Source organism: Agromyces sp. NPDC055661 (genome assembly GCF_053618135.1).
This window is the reverse complement of the sequence record NZ_JBSHHC010000002.1, coordinates 900,808-918,809: the sequence shown is the minus strand read 5'-3', so window position 1 is coordinate 918,809 and position 18,002 is coordinate 900,808. Positions and strand designations below refer to the sequence as shown.

14 protein-coding genes and 1 tRNA gene are annotated in these 18,002 nt (G+C 72.5%); 5 read left to right on the top strand and 10 right to left on the bottom strand.

Annotation, left to right across the window (positions count from 1 at the left end; genetic code table 11):
• Positions 1-13: 13 nt before the first annotated feature.
• From ACWGO8_RS17840 to ACWGO8_RS17805, 8 genes are all read right to left on the bottom strand, one after another.
• A complete protein-coding gene (locus ACWGO8_RS17840) occupies positions 14-2,446 on the bottom strand; it encodes a DEAD/DEAH box helicase (protein WP_452044302.1) in 2,433 nt (810 codons plus the stop codon).
• Positions 2,447-2,455: 9 nt separating this feature from the next.
• A complete protein-coding gene (gene tatC / locus ACWGO8_RS17835) occupies positions 2,456-3,253 on the bottom strand; it encodes a twin-arginine translocase subunit TatC (RefSeq protein WP_452044301.1) in 798 nt (265 codons plus the stop codon).
• Between the two features lie 5 nt (positions 3,254-3,258).
• Positions 3,259-3,534: a Sec-independent protein translocase subunit TatA gene (gene tatA, locus ACWGO8_RS17830; RefSeq protein WP_376954703.1), complete on the bottom strand. Its 276-nt coding sequence runs from the start codon at positions 3,532-3,534 to the stop codon at positions 3,259-3,261.
• Between the two features lie 120 nt (positions 3,535-3,654).
• Positions 3,655-4,650 (bottom strand): helix-turn-helix transcriptional regulator, encoded by a 996-nt coding sequence (locus ACWGO8_RS17825; protein WP_452044300.1) that lies wholly within the window; start codon positions 4,648-4,650, stop codon positions 3,655-3,657.
• Positions 4,650-5,669 carry a helix-turn-helix transcriptional regulator gene (locus ACWGO8_RS17820; RefSeq protein WP_452044299.1) on the bottom strand — a complete coding sequence of 340 codons (1,020 nt, stop codon included), beginning with the start codon at positions 5,667-5,669 and terminating at the stop codon, positions 4,650-4,652. The genes ACWGO8_RS17825 and ACWGO8_RS17820 overlap by 1 nt, the downstream gene beginning before the upstream one ends.
• A 49-nt stretch (positions 5,670-5,718) precedes the next feature.
• Positions 5,719-6,666, bottom strand: a complete 948-nt coding sequence (locus tag ACWGO8_RS17815; RefSeq protein ID WP_452044298.1) for an FKBP-type peptidyl-prolyl cis-trans isomerase — start codon at positions 6,664-6,666, stop codon at positions 5,719-5,721.
• Positions 6,667-6,745: 79 nt separating this feature from the next.
• The gene (locus ACWGO8_RS17810; protein ID WP_452044297.1) at positions 6,746-7,774 is read right to left on the bottom strand and encodes a tRNA (adenine-N1)-methyltransferase; all 1,029 of its coding nucleotides are present in this window, start codon (positions 7,772-7,774) and stop codon (positions 6,746-6,748) included.
• Entirely contained in the window at positions 7,771-8,445 is a 675-nt protein-coding gene (locus ACWGO8_RS17805) for an HAD family hydrolase (protein WP_376954708.1), read from the bottom strand. The genes ACWGO8_RS17810 and ACWGO8_RS17805 overlap by 4 nt, the downstream gene beginning before the upstream one ends.
• 76 nt (positions 8,446-8,521) lie before the next feature.
• Between ACWGO8_RS17805 and ACWGO8_RS17800 the strand changes: the two genes are divergently transcribed.
• Positions 8,522-9,463: a PAC2 family protein gene (locus ACWGO8_RS17800; RefSeq protein ID WP_452044296.1), complete on the top strand. Its 942-nt coding sequence runs from the start codon at positions 8,522-8,524 to the stop codon at positions 9,461-9,463.
• A gap of 57 nt (positions 9,464-9,520) precedes the next feature.
• Here ACWGO8_RS17800 and ACWGO8_RS17795 read toward each other — a convergent pair whose 3' ends face one another.
• Together ACWGO8_RS17795 and ACWGO8_RS17790 are read right to left on the bottom strand one after the other, a co-directional pair.
• Complete coding sequence (locus ACWGO8_RS17795) at positions 9,521-10,339, bottom strand: undecaprenyl-diphosphate phosphatase (RefSeq protein WP_452044295.1); 819 nt, start codon at positions 10,337-10,339, stop codon at positions 9,521-9,523.
• Positions 10,340-10,406: 67 nt separating this feature from the next.
• On the bottom strand, positions 10,407-11,741 hold the full coding sequence (locus ACWGO8_RS17790; protein WP_452044294.1) for a M20/M25/M40 family metallo-hydrolase: 1,335 nt from the start codon (positions 11,739-11,741) through the stop codon (positions 10,407-10,409).
• 107 nt (positions 11,742-11,848) lie between these two features.
• Between ACWGO8_RS17790 and ACWGO8_RS17785 the strand changes: the two genes are divergently transcribed.
• The 4 genes from ACWGO8_RS17785 (at position 11,849) to ACWGO8_RS17770 (ending at position 18,002) form a co-directional block, all read left to right on the top strand.
• Positions 11,849-11,932 (top strand) — tRNA-Leu (locus ACWGO8_RS17785).
• A 336-nt stretch (positions 11,933-12,268) separates the two neighbouring features.
• Positions 12,269-12,991 carry a hypothetical protein gene (locus ACWGO8_RS17780; RefSeq protein WP_452044293.1) on the top strand — a complete coding sequence of 241 codons (723 nt, stop codon included), beginning with the start codon at positions 12,269-12,271 and terminating at the stop codon, positions 12,989-12,991.
• Entirely contained in the window at positions 12,988-14,523 is a 1,536-nt protein-coding gene (locus ACWGO8_RS17775) for a DNA polymerase Y family protein (RefSeq protein WP_452044292.1), read from the top strand. The genes ACWGO8_RS17780 and ACWGO8_RS17775 overlap by 4 nt, the downstream gene beginning before the upstream one ends.
• Positions 14,523-18,002, top strand: coding sequence for an error-prone DNA polymerase (locus ACWGO8_RS17770; protein ID WP_452044291.1), 3,480 nt, complete (start codon positions 14,523-14,525; stop codon positions 18,000-18,002). The genes ACWGO8_RS17775 and ACWGO8_RS17770 overlap by 1 nt, the downstream gene beginning before the upstream one ends.

Here is an 18,002-nt window from a genome sequence, read left to right as displayed (position 1 = left end):
CGTTCCCGGCCGTTCACGCGACCGAGCCGTACGCCACGACGCCGCGTCGGACGGCGTCGATGGCCGCCCTCGCGGCGGCGCCGAGCTCCGCGTCCGCCACGATCGAGATCTGGTCGAGCAGGTCGACCACCTGCTTGGTCAGGCGCACGAAGTCGCCGGCCGCAAGCTCGGTGTCGTCGAGCACCGTGCCGAGGCCCGCGCCGCCCGCCCAGGCGTGCATCGCCAGCGCCAGCGCGGGCGACGGCTGGTCGCTGCCCGTGAGCCGGTGATCGCGTTCGAGGTCGTCGAGACGGCTCCACACGTCGGTGGTCGCCTCGAACGCCGCCCGGAAGCGGCCGCGCGGCAGCCGGTAGTCGACGCCCCGGTCGTCCCGGCGCGGCTCGTACACCAGCGCCGCGGCCATCGCGGCGATCGACGGCACGTCGAGGCCGTCCCACAACCCCTGCCGCAGGCACTCGGCGACGAGCAGGTCGCGTTCGCCGTAGATGCGCTTCAGGATGCGTCCGGCCGACGTGGAGACCAGCGATCCCGTTGCGTCGCGCTCGAGGTAGCCGAGCTGCTCGAGCACCTCGGTGACGCGATCGAACCGCTTCGCGACCTGGCCCGTGCGGGTGCGGATCTGCCGCGAGAGCTGGTCGTGCTCCTGCTTGAGGCGCCACCACCGCTCGGCCCAGCGCGCATGCTGCTCGCGCTCGGCGCAGCCGTGGCACGGATGCGCCCGCAGCTGCTTGCGCGTCGCGACGAGCTCCCGCTGCATCCGCTCGCGCTGCGCGTGGGTGGGGTTGCCTTTCGACGACTGGCGCTCGAGCTCGCCGATGCGGCGCCGGATGGCGGCGTACTCCGCGAAGTCGCCGAGGTGGCACCGCATGGCCTCCTCGTAGCCCGTCATCGACTCCTCCTGCTTGCGCAGGGTGCGGGCGAGGTCGACGACCGCGCGGTCGGCCTGGAACTGCGCGAACGACAGCTCGAGGATCTGGCGCGTGCGCTCGCGTCCGAACTGGTCGATGAGGTTGACGGCCATGTTGTAGGTCGGCTTGAAGCTCGAGTTCAGCGGGTAGCTGCGACGCGACGCGAGCGCGGCGACGGCCTCGGGGTCGAGCCCGTCGGCCCACTGGATGACCGAGTGGCCCTCCACGTCGATGCCGCGTCGTCCGGCGCGGCCCGTGAGCTGCGTGTACTCCCCCGGCGTGATCGGCACGCGGGCCTCGCCGTTGAACTTCTCGAGCTTCTCGAGCACGACCGACCGGGCCGGCATGTTGACCCCGAGGGCGAGCGTCTCGGTGGCGAAGACGACCTTCAGCAGCTTCAGCTGGAACAGCTCCTCGACCACCTCCTTGAAGGCGGGCAGCATGCCCGCGTGGTGCGCCGCGACACCGCGCTGGAGTCCCTCGATCCAGTCCCAGTACCCGAGCACGGCGAGGTCCTCGTCGCGCAGCATCCGGGCCCGCTCCTCGACGATGGCGCGGATCTCGTCGCGCTCCTCGGCGTCGGTGAGGCGGATGCCGGAGCGGAGGACCTGGCGAACGGCCTGGTCGCAGCCCGCGCGCGAGAAGATGAACACGATCGCCGGGAGCAGGTGCTTGCCGTGCAGCAGCTCGACGACGTCGGGCCGCTCGATCCGACCGCTCGGCTGGCCCTGCTGGTGGAAGCGGCCGCGGTCGCTCCCGCGTCGTCCCCGGGCGGACCGGGATGAGATCGACCGTCCGCCCGTGCGAGCCAGGCGCTGCAGCTCGGGATTCACCCGATTCGTGGCGGCGAGCCCCGACGAGTCGAACAGGTCGAGGAGCTTGCCCTTCACGAGCACGTGCTGCTCGAGCGGCACCGGCCGCTCCTCGGAGACGATCACGTCGGTGTCGCCGCGCACGGCCTGGAGCCAGTCGCCGAACTCCTCGGCGTTCGACACGGTCGCCGAGAGCGAGACGAGTCGCACCTCCTCGGGGAGGTGGATGATCACCTCCTCCCACACCGCGCCGCGGAACCGGTCGGCGAGGTAGTGCACCTCGTCCATGACGACGTATGCGAGGCGGTCGAGGAGCGGCGAGTCGGCGTACAGCATGTTCCGCAGCACCTCGGTCGTCATGACGACGATGCGCGCGCCGGAGTTCACGTTGGTGTCGCCCGTGAGCAGGCCCACCTGGTCGGCGCCCCACTCGTCGGCGAGCTCCTGGAACTTCTGGTTGCTGAGGGCCTTGATCGGGGTCGTGTAGAAGACCTTCGCCTTCTCCTCCTGCATGGCGAGGAACACCGAGAACTCGGCGACCACGGTCTTGCCGGCGCCCGTGGGCGCGGCGACGAGCACGCTGCGCCCCTCGTCGAGCGCGGCGCATCCGGCCTGCTGGAAGGGGTCGAGGTCGAACTTCAGTCGCGAGGCGAAGTCGGCGAGTCGGGGCTTGCGGCGCTGCTCGCGCGAGATCGCGTACCGCTCGGCCGGGGAAAGGGTCTCCACCCCTCCAGCCTAGACAGCGGCTTCGAACTCCACGCGGTTGCGGCGCTCGACACGGCGGTCGTGCAGGTTCGCGATGAACCACGCGCCGAAGTACAGGGCGATCATCGGGATCGCGAGCATGAACATCGAGACGATGTCGGCCGACGGCGTGGCGATGGCCGTGAAGAGCACGATCACGAGGATCGCGACGCGCCACGACTTGATGATCGCCTTGGCGCTGATGATGCCGGCGAAGTTCAGCAGGACGATGAACACGGGCACGACGAACGCGATGCCGATCGCGACGACCAGCTTCGTGACGAAGTCGATGTACTCCTTCGCCGTGAGCAACGACTCGGCGCCCTCGGGCACGAAGCTCGTCATGAGCTTCACGATGTTCGGCAGTACGAGCCATCCGGCCGCGCAGCCGGCGAAGAACAGCGGGATCGCGGTCGCGAAGAACGCGAGCGTGAACTTGCGCTCACGCTTGTTGAGGCCGGGAACGAGGAACGCGAAGATCTGGTAGAGCCAGACCGGAGCCGAGATCACGATGCCGAGCGTGAACGCGATCTGCAGGCGCAGGTCGAAGGCGCTCGAGATCGTCGGGAAGATGATCGCCGTGTCGCTGCCCTGCGCCTCGGCGACGCGCTCGACCGGCTCCTGGATGGCCTCCCACACGAAGACGTCGGTCAGCCACCATCCCAGCGCCATGCCGACGACGATGGCGATGGCCGAGATGAAGAGGCGCTTGCGCAGCTCGATGAGATGCGCGCCGAGCGACATCCGCTTCTCGCGGTTCTTCTCCCCGCGATCCTTCACCGCGGACATCGGGGTCAGCGGCTCTTGCCGGTATCGGCCTCGTCGGTCTTGGCCTGGCCCCCGGCGACCTCGGTCGTGGCAGCGGTCGTCGCCGTCGTGCCCGACGTGGTGCCGTCGGACGCGGTCGCGTCAGTCGCCGCGTCGTCCTTCTCGGGACGGACCTCGCTCTTGAGGATCTTCATCGACTGCCCGAGGCTGCGGGCGAGCGCGGGAAGCTTCGGGGCGCCGAAGAGCAGCAGGATGACCACGAGGATGATCAGCGCGTGCCAACCAGTGAAGCCTTGCCACATAGGTGTTCGTCCGTTCTCGGGGGGATCGTGCGGCCAGTCTACCTGCCGAATCCCGCAGGCGAGACAATCGCGGGCCGGGCGGTCCACCGGCCGTGAGCGGCGTGTCGCGCGAGCCGCGGGTCAGCGAGGGGCGGCGGATGCCTCGCGGTCGCCGTAGCCCGCGAGCCCGGCGGCGGCCCACTCGGCGACGGCCGCGCGCGCCTCGGCCGGGGCGACGACCGTGACCAGGCCGGGCAGCCCGGCCACGAGCCGCTTCAGTCCGTGGACGTGCGCGAGGCGCAGCGTGACGCGCAGGCGACCGTCGACCTCGCGGGTGCGCGAGTCGGCGAGGTAGTCGGCGAGCAGCGGCAGCGCCGAGGGCTCCACGTCGACGACGACGTCGAGGTCGGACTCCGAGCCCTGGAACAGGGTGTCGGGCACCGTGCGACCCGAATGGTCGCCGATCGGCTCGTCGGTGAGCACGAGGTCGCTCATGCGGTCGACGCGGAAGTTCCGCACGTCCTCGCGGGTATGGCAGAACGCCTGCAGGTACCAGTCCGCGTCCTGCGAGATGATCCGCAGCGGATCCGCACGGCGCCGGCCGCTCTCGCCCCGGGCGTTGAGGTAGTCGAACTCGAGCTGGCGTCCCTCGGCCACGGCCTCGCGGATGAGGGCGAGCGACGCGTCGGCCTCGGTCTCGGCGACGGCGAGCCGGCTCGGCGCCGCCGACGCGCCCGCGGTCAGCTTCGCCATGAGCGACGCGAGCGACGCGCTCCCGGCGTTCTCGGGCGAGGCCGAGAGGTACTGCAGCCCGGCGATGAGCGCGGCCGCCTCGCGGGCCGAGAGCCGCGGCGCGTCGTCGATCGCCACGTGGTGCACGACGATGATGACGTCGTCGTCCTCGAAGGAGTCCCAGTCGATGTCGAAGAGGTCGTTCGGCTGGTACGTGCCGGTCTCACCCGGCAGCCCGGAGGTCGCGATGAGCCGCACGGCGTCGCGGATCTCGTCCTCGGTCATCCCGAAGTGCTGCGCCGCCTCGGACACGTCGACGACCCGCTGCTCGAGCAGGTACGGCACGAACGAGAGCAGGAAGACGAGCTTGTCGGGCGCCTTGAGCGGCTTCTGGCGCTTCGCCATCATGCGACTCCCCCGTTCCGGTGCGCCGCCACGACCGCCTCGAGCCTGGTGCGCACGGCCTCGCGCAGCGACGCCGGGCCCATGACGCGCACCTCGGGGCCGTAGGCGGCGAGCTCGTCGGCGAACACCGCGGCATCCGTGTAGTGCAGCCGGATGACCCCGGCGTCCTCGTCGCGGAGCACGGCGCGCTTGCCGAGGCGCACCTCGGCGTCGCTGCCCGCGGTCACCGCGAGGTCGGCGGCGTTCTGCAGCCGGAGCTCGTCGAGTTCGGCGAGGATGCGGTCCTGGATGCCGGGCGGCGGTGCGTCGAACGTGAGTCCCGGCACGGGCTGGACGGCCCCGACGATACGCGAGAGCAGGAAGGTGCGCGGGCCCTGCGCGTCGCGATCGAAGGCGTGCAGGTGCCAGCGCCCCTCGTGCAGCACGACCGCGAGCGGGTTCACCGTGCGCTCGCGCGGCGCCGCCTCACCGGGCTTGAAGTAGCGGAAGCGCACGACCTGACGGCGGTCGAGGGCCTGGCGCAGCGGCTCGAACGCGGCATCCCGCACGCGAAGTCGCGGCGCGTAGCCGATCACGGGCTCGCGCGGCTCGATGCCGAGCGAGCGCAGCTTGGTGAGCGCGCGCTGCGAGTCGGCAGAGAGCGACGCCTCGCGCCACACCTCGGCGGCGAGGCCGAGCAGCGCGAGCTCGTCGGGCGTGAATCGCACCTCGTCGGGCAGGTCGTACTGGCCCTTCGGGATGCGGTAGCGCAGGGCCTGGTTGTCGCCGGGCCGGTCGGGCGACTCCACCGTCTCGAGCGGGATGCCGAGCTCGCGGATGTCGTCCTTGTCCCGTTCGAACTGCCGCTCGAGGTTCGCGTTCTGGCCGGATTCGTCGTACCGCTCGGCGTAGCCGCGCACGGTCGAGAGGATCTCCGACTTCAGCAGGCCCGTCTCCGTCGCGAGCAGCGCCAGCACGAGGCTGAAGAGCCGATCTTCGACGGGGATGCGCTGCTCGCCCGTTCGTCCTCCACCAGCCACACGAGCGATCATACTGAACCGCGGGCGGCGTCAGGCCGCCGCCGCCGGCTCAGATCACGCCCAGGACGTCGATCACGAAGAAGAGCGTGGAATTCGCCGGGATCTGGGAGTTCCCCTGATCGCCGTAGCCCTGCGACGGCGGGATGATCACGCCGATCTGCGAGCCGACCTGCTGCCCGATGAGCGCGTCCGCGAAGCCCGGGATCACCTGCGCGTCGGAGCCCTTGGTCACGACGAACGTGGCCGGCGCGCCGTTCTCCCACGTGGAGTCGAACACCGTGCCGCCGTCCCAGAGCACGCCCGTGTACTGCACGACGACCGAGTCGCCGTCCTCGATGGTCTGGCCGTTGCCCTGCTTCAGGACCTCGACCTCGGTGCGGTCCTTCACGGGCGGGTCGTTGTCGGGCACGGTGATGCCGGGCCGGCCGTCGGGTGCGAGCACGACCGCCGGGAAGCCGTCACGGCTGAGGCGCGGCGCACCGTCGGCCCGCGTCGGGAACGCACGGTCGACGTCGACGACGAGCACGAGGCTGTCGTCGGGCGAGATGTTGAGCGACGGGTTGCCGGCCTCGCCGAACCCGTCGGCGGGCGGCACGACGACCGCGACGCGGGAGCCGACCTTCGCGCACGACAGCGCCTTGTGGAGGCCGGGCAGGATCGCCGTCGAGTTGGTGACCGAGATGGGGTCGTCGTCGCCGAAGCCCGCGACCTGCAGCTCCTCGCCGGTCGCCCCGTTGTAGACCGCGAGGCCGACGAGCGCCTGCTGCCCCTCCTGGAGGTACTCCCCCTCGCCCGCGATGACCTCGGTGCACTGCGTCTTCTTCGGCACGAGCGGCGTGGGGAACTCCACGCGCGGCTCCTTGCCGAAATCGCCCTTCACCACGACGGCGTCGGAGGACTGCCCCGGCGCTGCGTCGGGGGCGGACGCCGTGGCGCAGCCGGTCAGGGCGACGGCGACCAGGCCGGCGGTGGCGATGAGCGCGAGTGACGAGCGCACTGATCCTCGTTTCTTCGAAGGGGGTCGCTGAGGGGCGTGGGCGTAGGTAGCCTACCCGCCGTTCCCGGTGGGTTCGGTGTCAGTCCGGATCGACGACGGTGGCGGGGTCGGAGTCGGCAGAGTCGTCGTCGGCGCGCGAGCGCTCGGCCGCGGCATCCGCTGCCCGCACGCGCTTGCGCAGCGCCTTGTCGCTCACGACGCGCTCCCCGAGTGCGCCGGGCGTCCAGGCCTCGACGTCCTCCTCGCTGAAGTCGGTCTTCGAGGGGCGGCGCTTGAGCTCGGGCAGCACGGTGCCGGGTGCGAGCCGGCGCGCCGTGATGAGGAACCCGGTGTGCGCGATCATGCGGTGGTCGGGGCGCACGGCCAGGCCCTGCACGTGCCAGCCGCGCACCATCGTCTCGTTCGACACGGGGTCGGTGTAGAGGCCCGTCGCGCGGATGGCTTCGGCCACCCGCGAGAGCTGTGTGGCGGTGGCGATGTAGCAGAGCAGCACGCCGCCGGGCTTCAGCGCGTCGGAGACGACGTCGATGCACTCCCACGGCGCGAGCATGTCGAGCACGACCCGGTCGACGGATGCCGCGGCCGCCTGCTGCGGCAGCGCTTCCGCCAGGTCGCCGAGCGTGATCGACCAGTTCTCGGGGTCGAAGCCGTGGAAGGTCGCCACGTTGCCGCGGGCGACCTCGGCGAACTCCTCGCGGCGCTCGAACGACAGGAGCCGTCCGGCCGGGCCGATGGCGCGCAGCAGCCAGAGCGAGAGCGCGCCGGAGCCGACGCCGGCCTCCACGACCGTGGCGCCCGGGAAGACGTCGGCCTGCGCGAGGATCTGCGCGGCGTCCTTCGGGTAGACGATGGCCGCGCCGCGCGGCATCGACATGACGAAGTCGCCGAGCAGCGGCCGCAGCGCGAGGTACTCGATGCCGACCTGGTTCGCGACCACCGAGCCGTCGGGCAGCCCGATGAGGTCGTCGTGGGCGATCGGCCCCTTGTGGGAGTGGAACAGCTTGCCCGGCTCGAGCGTGATCGTGTGCATCCGGCCCTTGGGGCCCGTGAGCTGCACGCGGTCGCCCGCCCGGAACGTCCCGCTGCGCTCTCCGCGGCTCTCGCTCATGCGCGTCCCTCGTGCACGGCGACGAGCTCCGCGACATCCGCCACCGACTTGTCGGCGAGCGTCGGCCACAGGACGTGGGCCGGTGCCTCCTCGAGGGCGAGGAAGTTCGGCACGCCGACGGTGACGGCGCCCGCGGACCACGCCGAGGTGAGCCCCGCGGGCGAGTCCTCGATCGCGACGCAGTCGCGCACGTCGACGCCGAGCTCCGCGGCGGCGACGAGGTAGGGCTCGGGGTGCGGCTTCGGGTTCGCGACGACGTCGCCCGTGACGATCGCGTCGAACGCGTCGAACGGGATGGCCGCGATCACGTCGTCGGCCATCGAGCGGATCGACATGGTCACGAGCGCGGTGGGCACGGATGCCTCGCGCAGCGCCTCGAGGAGCTCGCGGGCGCCCGGGCGCCACGGCACGCCCTGCTCGACGAGCTGCTGCTTCACGCGGTCGGTGAGACGGTGGACGATCGTGTCGGCGTCGAGGTCGACGCCCGCGGCCTGGAACACGCGGGCGGACTCCCAGAGCCCCATGCCGACGAGGCCGAGGCCGTCCTCATGGGTCCAGCGGCCGCCGAAGGACTCGACGAGCTCCACCTCGGCCGCCATCCAGTACTGCTCGGTGTCGACGAGGGTGCCGTCCATGTCCCAGAGGACGGCGGCGGGGAGGCGAGTGGTCACAACCCGCAAGTCTACGGGCACGGCCTATTGTGGAGGGGACCCCGGTCCACCCGGGGCGGAGAGCGGGGCACCTGCAGTGGATCAGCGGGCCGGATTCGAGGGCGGAAGGCTCCTCGTCGTCGCCTTCGAGGGCTGGAACGACGCCGGAGAGGCCGCGACCGGCGCCGCGAAGCTCTTGGCCGAGCGCCTCGGACTCGTCGAGATCGCCGCGGTCGATCCCGAGCTGTACTTCGACTACCAGTTCACGCGGCCCACCGTCGCGGTCGGCGACGACGGCGCGCGCCGGCTCGAGTGGCCGGGCGCCGCGATCCTCGGCCCCGGCGGGCACCCCGCGCCGGCCGACGAGGACCGGGTCACCGGCCCCGGCGCCGACACGCTCCACGTGCTCCTCGGCTCCGAGCCCGCGCGCAGCTGGAAGGGCTTCGCCGCGGAGCTCGTCGATGCGGCGCTGGCCGCCGACGTCGAGGGCATCGTGCTGCTCGGCGCGATGCTCGCCGACGCCCCGCACACGCGTCCGCTGGCGGTCTTCGCCTCGAGCGAGAACCGCGAGGTGCGCGACGAGCTCGGCGTCGACCGGTCGAGCTACGAGGGCCCCGTCGGCATCCTGAGCGTGATCGCCGACCAGGCCGAGCGCGTCGGCATCCCCACCGTGTCGCTGTGGGCGTCGGTGCCGCACTACGTGCACAACGCGCCCTCGCCGAAGGCCGTGCTCGCCCTGCTCGCGAAGCTCGAGGAGCTGACCGGGCTCAGCATCCCGCGCGGCTCGCTCGAGACCGAGGCGAAGGCGTGGGAGGCCGGCGTCGACGCCCTCGCCGCCGACGACGAGGACATGGCGGGCTACATCTCCCAGCTCGAGCAGGCGCGCGACGCGGTCGACGCGCCAGAGGCGAGCGGCGAGGCGATCGCGCGGGAGTTCGAGCGCTACCTGCGCCGCCGCGGCGACGGCCCCGAGAGCGGGCGGGCCGACGGTCGCGAGGGTCCCCGCGACGAGCCCTGGCGGCCGCGCGACGGCGCCTGATGTGAGCGGATGCCGCAGCGGCATCCGTCATCGGAGGACGCCGCTGCGCGGCATCCGTCACGCGTTGATCGTGCCCGTCGCGAGCAGCGCAAAGATCGTGCCGCCGAGGAGGATGCGGTAGATCACGAACGGCAGGAAGCTGTGCCGCGAGATCCACTGCATGAAGAACGCGATGACGAGGATCGCGACGACGAACGCGACGAGCGTCGCGGCGGCCGTCTCGATGGGGCCGTAGACCGCGGGCTCGCCCCAGCTCTTGAACAGCTGGTAGAACCCCGATCCGAACACGGCCGGGATCGCGAGCAGGAACGCGTAGCGTGCGGCGGCCGCTCGCTCGTAGCCGAGGAACAGGCCCATGGTGATGGTGCCGCCCGAGCGCGAGACGCCGGGGACGAGCGCCAGCGCCTGCGCGAAGCCGAACAGGATGCCGTGCGGCACGGTGATCTGGTCGAGTGTGCGGCGCTTGGCACCCGCCCAGTCGGCGAGGCCGAGGATGATGCCGAACACGACGAGCATGGTCGCCACGATCCAGAGCGAGCGGAACACGGTCTCGATCTGGTCCTGGAACAGGATGCCGAGCACGACGATCGGGATCGAGCCGATGATGATCAGCCAGCCCATCCGGGCGTCGGGGTCGTGTCGGGGCACGCGGCCGAAGAGCGATCCGAACCAGTGCGAGACGATGCGCACGATGTCGCGCCAGAAGAACACGACGACGGCGGCCTCGGTGCCGATCTGCGTGATCGCGGTGAAGGCGGCGCCGGGGTCCTGCGCGTTCGGCAGGAACTCGCCGAGGATCCGGAGGTGCGCGCTCGACGAGATCGGGAGGAACTCGGTGAGGCCCTGCACCAGGCCGAGGATGATCGCTTCGAGCACGTTGGGGAATCCGCCTTCCGCCGGCTCTCGCTGAGCGCCGGGAGTCGTCGTCGGTGAGCCGCGGGGGTCAGTAGTCGAGGAGGAGGTCCTCGAGCACCCGTCTTCCGAAGGATAGTGCGTCGAGCGGCACGCGCTCGTCGACGCCGTGGAACATCGCGGGGAAGTCGAGGTCGGCCGGGAGACGCAGCGGCGAGAACCCGTAGCCCGCGATGCCGAGCCGGTGGAGCGACTTGTTGTCGGTGCCGCCCGAGAGGAGGTACGGGAAGACCGGCGCGCCCGGGTCGTGCCGGCCGAGCGACCGGGTCACGGCGTCGACGAGGGGGCCGCGGGTGGATGCCTCGAGCCCGACGTCCTTGTGCACGAACTCGATCTCGATGTCGTCGCCGACGATCTCGCGCACCTCGGCGAGCACGGCCTCCTCCTGCCCGGGGATCGTGCGGATGTCGACGAGCGCCTCCGCACGGTCGGGGATCACGTTGTGCTTGTACCCCGCGTCGAGGACGGTCGGGTTCGTCGTGGTGCGCAGCGTGGCGGTGATGAAGCCCGACGCCGAGCCCGTCGCGAGCGCGAGCTCGTCGGGCGAGACCTGCTCGGGGTCGACGCCGAGCGCGCCGGCGATCGAGCCGAGCAGCTCGCGCGTCGTGTCGGTGAGGTGCAGCGGCCACTCGGTGCGGCCGAGCCGGGCGATCGCCTCGGCGAGCCGCGTGACGGCGTTCTCGCGGATGAGGCGCGAGCCGTGCGCGGCCACGCCGCGGGCGATGAGCCGCACCCAGATGAGCGACTTCTCCCCCGTCTGCAGGAGGTACGCGCGCGTGCCGCCGACGGTGATGGAGTAGCCGCCGACCTCGCTGATCGCCTCGGTCGCGCCCGCGAAGAGCTCGGGGTGGTGGTCGACGAGCCAGCTCGCGCCGCGTCCGCCGCCCGCCTCCTCGTCGGCGAAGAACGCGACGACGAGCTCGCGCTCCGGCAGCGACCCGTTGCCGATGATGTCCGCCAGGGCCGTGAGGATCATGGCGTCCATGTCCTTCATGTCCACGGCGCCGCGGCCCCAGAGCATGCCGTCGCGGATCTCCCCCGCGAACGGGTCGACGCTCCAGTTGCGCGGGTCGGCCGGCACGACGTCGAGGTGCCCGTGCAGCACGAGCGCTGGCTTGTCGGGATTGCGCCCGGGCACGCGCGCGACGACGCTCGTGCGGCGCGCCTCGGGCTCGAACATCCTGGGCTCGAGGCCCAGTGCCGCGAGCCTCGCCTCGACGTACTCGGCGGCCTCGCGCTCGCCCTTCGCGCGCCCCTCTCCATGGTTGGTCGTGTCGAACCGGATGAGGTCGCGGGCGACCACCGCGGTCTCGTCGAGCTCGGTGCCGGAGTGGGTCGTCTGCGGGGCTGCGGGTGACTCGGCCATGCGTCTCACCGTAGCCCGCCCCCTGGTGCGCGCGTGTACGAGGCGCCCCGGATTCCGTGCTAGTGTCTTCTCTCGGGCCTGCGGGAGACCGGAGGGCCCGACACGACGCGCGGGTGGCGGAAATGGCAGACGCGCTAGCTTGAGGTGCTAGTGCCCTAACGGGCGTGGGGGTTCAAGTCCCCCCTCGCGCACGCGTTGTGCAGAAGGCCGGATCATCATGATCCGGCCTTCTTTCGTTTCCCTCCCGTGTGCGTGTGTGTGCGTTTCTCAGGAGATTCGGGGCGGGTCGGCACCGGTTCTGGGCGTGTCGTCCTGAGAACGGGGTGATTCCGGGACTCGCGTCCTGAGAAACGATCGGTTGGCGGGCGGATGCCGCGTGCCCACGCACTGCGAGGTGCGGGTGTCGGCGGCATCCGTCGCACCCGTGCCGGCCGTCGCGACACGCCGACGACCCCGGAACGCGGGGTGGACGGTCGGCTCTGCGGACTTGCCGGATTCGAACGTATGTTCGAAACTGGAGCATGACCATGACCGCTCCCCTCGACGCCCCAGCGCCCCGCCCGGCGCGCGTCGAGGAGCTGCAGGCCCGCATCCGCGGGATGCAGGCGACGCGGCTCGACTCGAAGGCCGTGCCGACGCATCCGGCGCTCGAGTCGGTGCTGCCGGGCGGCACGCTCCGCGAGGGCACGGTGGTGCAGGTCGAGGGGTCGACCACGCTGCTCATGGCGCTGCTGGCGGGGCCGAGCGCGAGCGGGCGCTGGGTCGCCGTGGCGGGCATGCCCGAGTTCGGGGTCGAGGCGGCCTCGCGGTTCGGCATCGCGCTCGAGCGGCTCGTGCTCGTGCCCGACCCGGGGCGGCAGTGGCTCACGGTCGTCGCCGCGCTCGCCGACGTCATCCCCGTGGTCGCGGTGCGGCCCGCCGGGCGCGTCTCCCCCGCCGAGACGAGCCGGCTCCAGGCCCGGCTCCGCCAGCGCGGCACCACGTTGCTCGTCGCGGGCGAGTGGCCCGGCAGCGACGCCCGGCTCGGCGTCGAGGCGAGCGAGTGGCAGGGGCTCGAGCGCGGTCACGGGCACCTGGCCGGCCGCGAGGTCGTGGTGAGCGTCGCGGGTCGCGGCGAATTCGTGCGCCGCACCCGGTCGCGGCTGCGGCTGCCCGACCGCTCGCTCGGGTTCGCGCCCGTCGAGGCCGCCGACACCCGGCCCGCCGAGCCGATCCGCCTCGACGACCTCGAGCGGAGGGCCACCGGATGACCGTCGACCCCGGCCGCACCATCGTGCTGTGGTGCCCCGACTGGCCGATCCTCGCGGTGTGCCGCGAGCTCGGCCTCGATCCCGACGAGCCGCTCGCGCTCACCGAGGCGGGCCTCGTCTTCGCCTGCTCGGCCGCCGCCCGCCGCGACGGCGTCGCGCGGGGGCTGAAGCTGCGCGAGGCGCAGTACCGCTCCCCCGCGCTCGCGGTGCTCGACTACGACATCGCCCTCGACGTGCGCGTCTTCGAGCCCGTGGTGCGCCGCGTCGAGGCCACGGTGCCCGGCGTGCAGCTCATCCGTCCCGGCACGCTCGCCATGCGCGCCCGCGGTCCGGCGCGCTACTACGGCGGCGAGGAGGCCGCGGCGGCGGCCCTCCTCGAGACCGTCGGGGTGCCCGGCGCCAGGGTCGGCATCGCCGACGGGCCGTTCGCGGCCGAGCAGGCGGCGCGGGCCGCGCGCACGTCGTCGGTCGCGGTCGTGCCGCCCGGGGCATCCGCCGAGTTCATCGCGCCACTGCCCGTGGGCCTCGTGGTCGACGCCCGAACCACGACGCTGCTCACCCGGCTCGGCGTGCGCACGCTCGGCGAGTTCGCCGCGCTCCCCGCCGACGACGTGCGGCGCCGGTTCGGCGTGGCCGGGGCGCTCGCACACGACCGGGCGGCCGGTCGCGAGCAGGCGCGGGTCGTCGCGCGCACGCCGCCGCCCGAGTTCGAGGTGGAGCAGCACTTCGAGCCCCCGCTCGACCGCATCGACCAGCTCGCGTTCGCGTTCCGCGTGGGCGCCGAGGAGTTCATCGAGCGCATGCGCGGCGTGCGCCTGGTGTGCACGGGCCTGCGCATCGAGCTCGACGACGAGGACGGCGGCCACTCCAGCCGCAGCTGGCTGCATCCGCGCTGGTTCACGCCCGCCGACGTCGTCGACCGGGTGCGCTGGCAGCTGCAGGGCGCCGGCACCGCCGACAGCGGCCTCGCCTCGCCGATCGTGCGGCTGCGGGTCGTGCCCGAGCGCGTCGACTCCACGGGCAACCATGAAGAGGGGCTCTGGGGCGGCGGCCCCGACGAGCGCGTGCACCACGGGCTCACGCGCGTGCAGAGCATGCTCGGGCACGAGGCGGTCGTGACCGCGGCGATCGGCGGCGGCCGCATGCTCGCCGACCGGCAGGTGCTCGTGCCGTGGGGCGACCGTCCGCCCGAGCGCGCCGGCGACGCGCCGTGGCCCGGGAGCCTGCCCGCGCTGGCGCCCGCGAGCGTGTTCCGCGAGCGGCTGCCGATCGCGCTCCTCGACGCGCGCGGCGAGCTCGTCGCCGTCGACGGTCGCGGCTCGATCTCGGCGTCGCCCGAGCGGTTCGCCGTGGGCGGCGGGGAGGCCGCGCCGGTGCGCGCCTGGGCGGGTCCCTGGCCGGTCGTCGAGCGCTGGTGGGACGCCGAGCAGGCCAAGCGCGTGCACCGGTTCCAGGTCGTCGACGACGACGGCTGCGCCTGGCTCCTCGTGCGCGACCGCGAGGGCTGGTGGGCCGAGGCGAGGTACGACTGATGGGCTGGAACAACCCGTCGATCCCGTGGTCGGAGCTCGAGCAGAAGCTCTCCGACCGGCGGCGCCCGGGCGGGCCCCCGATCATCGCCGACGGCGGCGACAGCCCGGCGTGGAGCCGCAAGCGGCATCCGTACCGCCCGTCGGAGGGGCTCGAGGCGCCTGCCGGCCCGATCGTGCCGTACGCCGAGCTGCACGCGCACTCCGCGTTCAGCTTCCTCGACGGCGCCTCGTCGCCCGAGCAGCTCGTCGAGGAGGCGCACCGGCTCGGGCTCTCGGGCCTCGCGATCACCGACCACGACGGCTTCTACGGCATCGTGCGGTTCGCCGAGGCGGCCGAGAGCTTCCCCGAGCTCACCACGGTGTTCGGCGCGGAGCTCTCGCTCGGGCTGGCCGAGCCGCAGATGGGCGTCGCCGACCCCGAGGGCGAGCACCTGCTCGTGCTCGCCCGGCAGGAGGCGGGCTACCACCGGCTCGCGAGCGCGATCACCGCGGGGCAGCTCGCGGGCGGCGAGAAGGGGCGTCCGGTCTACTCCCTCGAGGAGCTCGCCGCGCAGTCGGGCGGCGAGTGGGTGATCTCCACCGGATGCCGCAAGGGCGCCGTGCGGCGCGCGCTGGCCGACGGCGGGGCGGATGCCGCGTGGCGCGAGCTCGACCGGCTCGTCGCGCTCTTCGGCCGCGACCACGTCGTCGTGGAGCTCTTCGACCACGGGCATCCGCACGACCAGGGCGCGAACGACGCCCTCGCGGCGCTCGCGGAGCGCGCCCGCGTGCCGCTGCTCGCGACCAACGCGGTGCACTACGCTACGCCCGGCGAGCACCGCCTCGCGTCGGCACTCGCGGCGGTGCGCGCCCGGCGCAGCCTCGACGAGCTCGACGGGTGGCTCCCCGCCTCCGACGGGCTGCACCTGCGCTCGGGCGCCGAGATGATGCGTCGCTTCGACCGGTACCCGGGCGCCGTCGCCCGCTCGGTCACGCTCGCCGAGGAGCTCGGGTTCCGGCTGCGCAGCGCCCGCCCGCGGCTGCCCCGGCAGGAGGTGCCCGAGGGGCACACGCCCATGAGCTGGCTGCGCGAGCTCGTGTGGTCGGGCGCCGAGCGGCGCTACCCCGGGCTGCCCGACCACGTGCGCGAGCGCCTCGCCCGCGAGCTCGACGTCATCGAGCAGAAGGACTTCCCCGGCTACTTCCTCATCGTGTACGACCTCGTGCGCGAGGCGCGCAGTCGCGGCATCCTCTGCCAGGGACGCGGCTCGGCCGCGAACTCGGCGGTCTGCTACGTGCTCGACATCACCGCGGTCGACTCGATCTACTTCGATCTGCCGTTCGAGCGCTTCCTCTCGGCGCTGCGCGACGAGGAGCCCGACATCGACGTCGACTTCGACTCCGACCGGCGCGAGGAGATCATCCAGTACGTCTACGGCAAGTACGGCCGCCACAACGCCGCGCAGGTGGCGAACGTCATCAGCTACCGCCCGAAGGTCGCGGTGCGCGACATGGCGAAGGCGCTCGGGTACTCCACCGGGCAGCAGGACGCGTGGTCGAAGCAGGTCGAGCGGTGGGGCGCCGTGGTCTCCACCGACGACCACGACATCCCCGCCCCGGTCGTCGAGCTCGCCGAGCAGCTGCTCACGTTCCCGCGCCACCTCGGCATCCACTCGGGCGGCATGGTGCTCACCGACCGGCCCGTCGGCGAGGTGTGCCCGATCGAGCACGCCCGCATGGAGAACCGCACGGTGCTGCAGTGGGATAAGGACGACTGCGCGTGGATGGGCCTCGTGAAGTTCGACCTGCTCGGGCTCGGCATGCTCGCCGCGCTGCAGTACACGTTCGACCTCGTGCGCGAGACGACGGGCGAGGAGTGGGAACTCGCCACCATCCCCAAGGAGGAGTCGGCCGTCTACGACATGCTCTGCCGCGCCGACTCGGTGGGCGTGTTCCAGGTCGAGAGCCGCGCGCAGATGGGCACGCTCCCGCGGCTGCAGCCGCGCTGCTTCTACGACCTCGTGGTCGAGATCGCGCTCATCCGGCCCGGTCCCGTGCAGGGCGGGGCGGTGCATCCGTACATCCGCCGGCGCACGGGCGAGGAGCCGGTGAGCTACCTGCACCCGAAGCTCGAGCCCGTGCTCGCCCGCACGCTCGGCGTGCCGCTCTTCCAGGAGCAGCTCATGCAGATGGCGGTCGCGGTCGGCAACTGCAGCGCGGCCGACGCCGACCTGCTGCGCCGGGCGATGGGGTCAAAGCGCGGCATCGAGAAGATCGAGCGGCTCCGCGAGAAGCTCTACGCCGGCATGGCCGAGAACGGCATCGCCCTCGACGTGGCCGACTCCATCTACGAGAAGATCGAGGCGTTCGCGAACTTCGGCTTCGCCGAGAGCCACGCCCTGAGCTTCGGGCTGCTCGTCTACGCGAGCTCCTGGCTGAAGCTGCACTACCCCGCCGCGTTCCTCGCCGCGCTGCTGCGCGCGCAGCCGATGGGCTTCTACTCGCCGCAGACGCTCACCGCCGACGCACGACGGCACGGCGTGCGGATGCTGCGACCCGACATCCTGCGCTCGGGGGTCGACGCGCGGCTCGAGGCGATCGAATCGCCCGCTGAGCCCGTCGAAGCGGGCTCCCTTCGACGGGCTCAGGGACCAGCAGGGACTCAGGGAGCAGCTCGGGCTCAGAAAGCAGCGGCGACCGGCATGGACGCGTGCGTCGACGCCGAGCAGCCGCCCGTCGACCGCTTCGACCGGGAGGCGCCCGACCGCTCCGCCGAGCACCGGCGCGACGGCGCGTACGCCGTGCGGCTCGGGCTCGCCGACGTCTCGTCGATCGGCACGGCCGTGGCCGAACGCATCATCGCCGAGCGCGACGCCCGCGGCCCGTACCGCGACATGGCCGACGTCTCCCGCCGGGCCGGCCTCGACGCCGAGCAGCTCGAGGCACTGGCCGCGGCCGGCGCGTTCTCGGGCTTCGGGCTCGAGCGCCGCGAGGCGCTCTGGCTCGCGGGCGAGGCCGCGCAGGACCGCGAGGAGTACCTCGCCGGCTCGGTCGTCGTGGTGCAGCCGCCGCTGCTGCCGATGCTGAGCGACGCCGAACAGGTCGTGTACGACCTGTGGGCGACCGGCATCTCCCCCGACGACCACCCGATCCGGCACATCCGCGAGCAGCTCGACGAGCGCGGGGCCATTCGCATCGACCGCCTGCGACAGATCGAGAGCGGCCGGCGCATCGAGGTGGGCGGGGTCGTCACGCACCGGCAGCGGCCGGCGACGGCGAGCGGCATCACGTTCATGAACGTGGAGGACGAGTCGGGCACGCTCAACGTGATCGCCGGGGTCGGAGTGTGGAACCGCTACCGGCGCGTCGCCCGCGAGGCGCCCGCGATGATCGTGCGCGGCATCCTCGAGCGCTCGCCCGAGGGGGTCGTCAACCTCGTCGCCGACCGATTCGAGCGCCTCACCGTGTCGGCGCCGAGCCGCTCGCGCGACTTCCGCTAG

What these genes read in the sequence shown, in the direction of transcription:
- tatC (WP_452044301.1), bottom strand. Translation starts at nt 3,253, where the DNA reads ATGTCCGCGGTGAAGGATCGCGGGGAGAAGAACCGCGAGAAGCGGATG.
- tatA (WP_376954703.1), bottom strand. Translation starts at nt 3,534, where the DNA reads ATGTGGCAAGGCTTCACTGGTTGGCACGCGCTGATCATCCTCGTGGTC.
- ACWGO8_RS17825 (WP_452044300.1), bottom strand. Translation starts at nt 4,650, where the DNA reads ATGGCGAAGCGCCAGAAGCCGCTCAAGGCGCCCGACAAGCTCGTCTTC.
- ACWGO8_RS17810 (WP_452044297.1), bottom strand. Translation starts at nt 7,774, where the DNA reads ATGAGCGAGAGCCGCGGAGAGCGCAGCGGGACGTTCCGGGCGGGCGAC.
- ACWGO8_RS17790 (WP_452044294.1), bottom strand. Translation starts at nt 11,741, where the DNA reads ATGGCCGAGTCACCCGCAGCCCCGCAGACGACCCACTCCGGCACCGAG.
- ACWGO8_RS17780 (WP_452044293.1), top strand. Translation starts at nt 12,269, where the DNA reads ATGACCGCTCCCCTCGACGCCCCAGCGCCCCGCCCGGCGCGCGTCGAG.
- ACWGO8_RS17775 (WP_452044292.1), top strand. Translation starts at nt 12,988, where the DNA reads ATGACCGTCGACCCCGGCCGCACCATCGTGCTGTGGTGCCCCGACTGG.
- ACWGO8_RS17770 (WP_452044291.1), top strand. Translation starts at nt 14,523, where the DNA reads ATGGGCTGGAACAACCCGTCGATCCCGTGGTCGGAGCTCGAGCAGAAG.